Raw genomic sequence first — 5,305 nt, forward strand, 5'->3', positions numbered from 1 at the left:
GCGGCCCAGCCGCGCGATCCGGGGGCAGCAGCCCCTGTAGATCCCCAGGCCGAGGCCAGGGGATCTTTGCTGTTCAGCAGGCAAATGGGGAAGAAAGTGCAGCAAGTCAAGCGGTAAAGGGCAAGAAAGCAAGATCAGCAGATAATGCGGGTGAAACCGGGGAGGGTCGGCGGCGCCGCGAAGCAGGGGTCGGGGTAACTGGGCACTGCCAAACGTCGACGATCAAGCCGAGCAGCACCGAACAGGTAGCGAGAGTGGCAAGCCGGCGAACAAGACCGAGCCACGAACACTCCAAGCCGGCGAACAAGACCGAGCCACCAACACCCAAGCCGGCGAACAAAGCCGAGCCGCGAACGCTCCAAGACAGCGATCAAACCGAGCGGCAACCAAAGGTGGGCCGGTGGGCTTTCCCTAAAGCATGGCCGATTTTACTCGGGGGATTTGACCCTTACCCTGGTAGATCGGGCAGGTAGTCACCACCTGCCCTTTAGCCCGATCAAAGGGTCAAATCGAGGGGTCCCCGAGTCAAATCGGCCACCCCGCTGGGACCGGCGGCCACCAAATCCCCTGGGACCGGCGGCCACCCCGATCCGCTGGGACCGGCGGCAACCAAATCCCCTGGGACCAGCGGCTACCCCGATCCGCCGGGACCGGCAGCTACCCCGATCCAACGGGACCAGCGGCCACCCCGACCCGCCGGAACCAGCGGCCACCCCGACCCGCCGGAACCGCGACTACCCCGATCCAACGGGACCAGCAGCCACCCCAACCCCCAGCCCGACAACCACCAGACCAGCAACAACCCGACCCCGGACAGCCGAACGCCCCGTCCGCGGTGCCGCGCAGACAGGGCGTTCAGGGGTCGAGCGGAGAGCGGGTTTCAGCCGGTCTGCCGCCGATAACCGCCCACGCCTTCATCGTCGGCCCCTTGCCACAGCTCGGGGTTGTACGGCGCGTCCGGGATCATCACCACATCGGCCAACGTCTGCGTCCGACGCGGCCGGGACGCGTTCCCGCGCAACTCCGTGATGTCGATGTCCAACCGCTCGACGTCGTTCAACAACCTGCGCACATCAGGAACGTCCCCGAAGTGGAAACGCAACGACGCCACCTTCCGCCGAAGCACGGTAACGATGCGCTGCACATCGGTGATCTCACTGTTCGGCACGGTGTACCTCCTGATGGCGCAAAGGCTGACTTCGAACAAGTCCTCCGAATCCACCCTATGCAGGTGTGATCTGGACGACAACCCCTATTTCGACCCCCAGGATCGCGCACGCGGCTCCACCGCCGGCGATCAACCTGGGGAACGGCTTCCACAACAGTAGACCGACACGTTTTCCCCGAGGCAATACCCGGACCGAACGCAAGGGGCCGTTAGGGGGACGCTAGGGGTTTCTGCGCCATCCACCTCGGGAAACGATGAGCAACGGTCGCACATTCTGTCTGCGGATTGTGGAGCGTTATGTTGAACGAGTCCGAGCACATCACGTCCACCACGTCCACCAGCGGCGACGAGGCGGAACAGCCCTCGTCGTGGCAACTGCTCGTCCAGGCCCCGGAAGCCGAGCAGGAGCGGTTGCTGGTGGAACTGGTCGGGCGGGCTGCCGCTGCCGTTCTGCGGCGCGCGCCCGGTGAGGTGGTCGCGGCCGACCGGCCGTTCCTCGAACTCGGATTCGACTCCATCGCCGCCGTCGACCTGCACGCGAAGCTGACCGAGGCGACGGGGCTGCACCTGCCGATCACGCTGGTGTTCGACTACCCGACGCCCGCGGCCGTGGCGCACTACCTGCGCGCGGAGGCCCTCGGGCTGTCCGCCGCGCCGATCCTCCCGCCGAGCGCGAACACCGCGTCGGACGAGCCGATCGCGATCGTGTCCATGGCGTGCCGCTTCCCCGGCGGGGTCGCCTCGCCGGAGGAGCTGTGGCGGTTCGTCGCCGACGGCGGCGACGCGATCAGCGGACTGCCGACCAACCGCGGCTGGGACCTGGACGCGCTCTACGACCCGGACCCGGACCGGCAGGGGACGACCTACACCCGCGAGGGCGGGTTCCTGCACGACGCCGACCGGTTCGACCCGACGTTCTTCGGGATCTCGCCGCGCGAAGCGGTCGCGATGGACCCGCAGCAGCGCCTGCTCCTGGAAACCTCCTGGGAGGTGCTGGAGCGCGCGGGCATCGACCCCGGCACGCTGCGCGGCAGCTCCACCGCCGTCTACGTCGGCGCCGAGCAGCAGGAGTACGGCCCCCGGCTGGCCGACGCGCAGGGCCACGAGGGGTCGCTGCTGACCGGCAACACGGCCAGCGTCGCGTCCGGTCGCATCTCCTACACGCTCGGCCTCGAAGGCCCGGCCGTCACCGTCGACACGGCGTGCTCGGCGTCGCTCGTCGCGCTGCACCTCGCCGTCCGGACGCTGCGCAGCGGCGAGTCGTCGCTGGCGCTCGCGGGCGGCGCGGCCGTGATGGCCAGCCCCGGCTCGCTGGTCGCGTTCAGCCGCCAGCGCGGCCTCGCGCCCGACGGCCGCTGCAAGGCGTTCTCCTCCACGGCCGACGGGACCGGCTGGTCCGAGGGCGTCGGCATGGTGCTGCTGGAGCGGCTGTCCGACGCCGTCCGCAACGGGCACCCGGTGCTCGCGCTCGTCCGCGGCAGCGCGATCAACCAGGACGGCGCGTCCAACGGCCTGACCGCGCCGAACGGGCCCGCGCAGCAGCGGGTCATCCACCAGGCGCTGGTCGACGCGGAGCTGACCACCGCGGACGTCGACGTGGTGGAGGCGCACGGCACCGGCACGGTGCTCGGCGACCCGATCGAGGCTCAGGCCATCCTCGCGACCTACGGCCAGAACCGCGAGACCCCGCTGCTGCTGGGCTCCCTCAAGTCGAACCTCGGCCACACGCAGGCCGCGGCCGGTGTCGCGGGTGTCATCAAGATGGTCATGGCGCTGCGCAACGGCCTGCTGCCGCGGACGCTGCACGTCGACCGCCCGTCCCCGCACGTCGACTGGTCGTCCGGCTCGGTGAAGCTCCTCACCGAGGCGACGCCGTGGCCCGCGGGCGAACGCCCCCGCCGCGCGGGCGTGTCCGCGTTCGGCATCAGCGGCACCAACGCGCACACGATCATCGAGGAGTACGTCGCCGACCCCGTCGACGCGCCGGAGCCCGCCCGCCCCGCGGCCGTGCTGCCGTGGGTGCTGTCGGCCAAGACCACCGAGGCGCTCGGCGACCAGGCCCGGAACCTCCTGACCCACCTCGACGAGCGCCCCGAGCTGTCCGACTCCGACGTCGGCTACTCGCTCGCCACGGCCCGCGTCGCCTTCGACCACCGCGCCGTCGTGCTCGGCTCGTCTCGCGACGACCTCCGGCGGGCGCTGACCGCGCTGGCCGACGGCACCTCCTCGTCCGCCGTGCTCAGCGGCACCCCCGCGGGCGGCAAGCTGGCGTTCCTGTTCACCGGCCAGGGCAGCCAGCGGCTCGCGATGGGCCGCGAGCTGCACCGGGAGTTCCCGGTGTTCGCGGCGGCGTTCGACGACGCCTGCCGCCACTTCGACGTGCACCTGGACCAGCCGCTGCGCACGGTCGTCTTCGGCGACGACCCCGAGCTGCTGGACCGCACCGAGTACACCCAGCCCGCGCTGTTCGCCGTCGAGGTCGCGCTGTTCCGCACGCTGGAGGCGTGGGGCGTGCGCCAGGACTACCTGGCGGGCCACTCCGTCGGCGAGATCGCCGCCGCGCACGTCGCGGGCGTGCTGTCGCTGGACGACGCGTGCGCGCTCGTCGCGGCGCGCGGCCGGATGATGCAGGCCCTCCCCGGCGGCGGCGCGATGGTCGCCCTGCAAGCCTCCGAGGACGAGGTGCTCCCGTTCCTCGACGAGGACGTCTCCCTCGCCGCGATCAACGGCCCCACGTCCGTCGTCGTCGCCGGTGACGACGCCGCCGTCCAGCGGGTGCTCGCCCACTTCCCCGACCGCAAGTCCAAGCGCCTCACCGTCTCGCACGCGTTCCACTCGCCCCTCATGGACGCGATGCTGGAGGAGTTCGCCTGGATCACCGAGGTCCTGAAGTACCGGCCGCCGCGGATGCCGATCGTCTCCACGGTCACCGGCAAGCTCGTCCCGGCCGACGAGCTGTGCTCGCCGGAGTACTGGGTGCGGCACGTCCGCGAGGCCGTGCGGTTCGCCGACGCCGTGGACACCCTGGTGGGACTGGGGGTGACGACGTTCGTCGAGCTGGGCCCGGACGCCGTGCTCACCGCGATGGCCGCCGAGACCGCGCCCGCCGCCGAACTCGTCCCCACCGTCCGCAAGGGCCGCTCCGAGGCCACCGGCCTGGTGCGGGCGGTCGGCAGGCTGCACGTGCTGGGCGTCCGCGTCGACTGGGGAGCCGTGTTCGCGGGCACCGGCGCCCGGCGCGTCGACCTGCCGACCTACGCGTTCCAGCGCGAGGGCTTCTGGCTGACCGGCGGCTCCTCGCCCGCCGCGGTGGACCGGCACGAAGCCGACTTCTGGGCCGCGGTCGACCGCGGTGACCTCGACTCCCTCGCCTCGGCGCTGTCGCTCGACGACTCCGGGGCTCTCGCCGATCTGCTGCCCGCGCTCGCCACGTGGCGGCGCGGCCGGGCGGACGCGTCCACCGTGGACGCCTGGCGCTACAAGACCTCCTGGACCAGGCTGCCCGAGGGCGGCGGCCGGGCCACCGGGCGGTGGCTGCTCGTCTCCGCCGAGCACGTCGACGGGCTCGCCGAACGCGGCCTGGACGTCGTCCGGATCGACCCGTCCGCGGACCGCGCGACGCTGGCGGAGGCGCTTGCGGGCGCCGGGGCGTTCGACGGTGTGCTGTCGCTGTGCACCGACGTGGTCGAGACCGTCGTGCTCGTCCAGGCGCTCGGTGACGCGGGTGTCGCCGCACCGCTGTGGTGCGCCACCCGCGGCGCGGTGTCGGCGGGCCGCGACGACGCGGTGGACCCGGTGCTCACGCAGATCTGGGGCGTCGGCAAGGTCGTCGCGCTGGAGCACCCCGACCGCTGGGGCGGTCTGGTCGACCTGCCCCCCGACGTGGACGACCGCGTGCTGGACCGGCTCGTCGCGGTCCTCGCGGGCACCGAGGACCAGGTCGCGATCCGCGGCTCCCGCGTGTTCGGCCGCAGGCTCGCGCAGGCACCGGCGAAGACCGGTGTCGGCGACTGGACGCCGCGCGGCACGGTCCTGGTGACCGGCGGCACCGGAGCGTTGGGCAGCCGGGTGGCCCGGTGGCTGGCTGAGGCGGGTGCGGAGCGGTTGGTGCTGACCTCCCGTCGCGGTCTGGACGCT

Annotated in this window: 2 protein-coding genes; one reads left to right on the forward strand and one right to left on the reverse strand. The window is 71.9% G+C overall.

The window, feature by feature from the left end; translation table 11 throughout:
• Nucleotides 1-880: 880 nt before the first annotated feature.
• Nucleotides 881-1,168, reverse strand: a complete 288-nt coding sequence (locus AC156L_RS18685; protein ID WP_330883618.1) for a hypothetical protein — start codon at nucleotides 1,166-1,168, stop codon at nucleotides 881-883.
• Between the two features lie 297 nt (nucleotides 1,169-1,465).
• On the opposite strand from AC156L_RS18685, the gene AC156L_RS18690 reads away from it, so the two are divergent.
• A partial coding sequence (locus AC156L_RS18690; RefSeq protein WP_330883621.1) for a type I polyketide synthase occupies nucleotides 1,466-5,305 on the forward strand: 3,840 nt, incomplete at its 3' end.

The organism is Umezawaea sp., assembly GCF_057122925.1.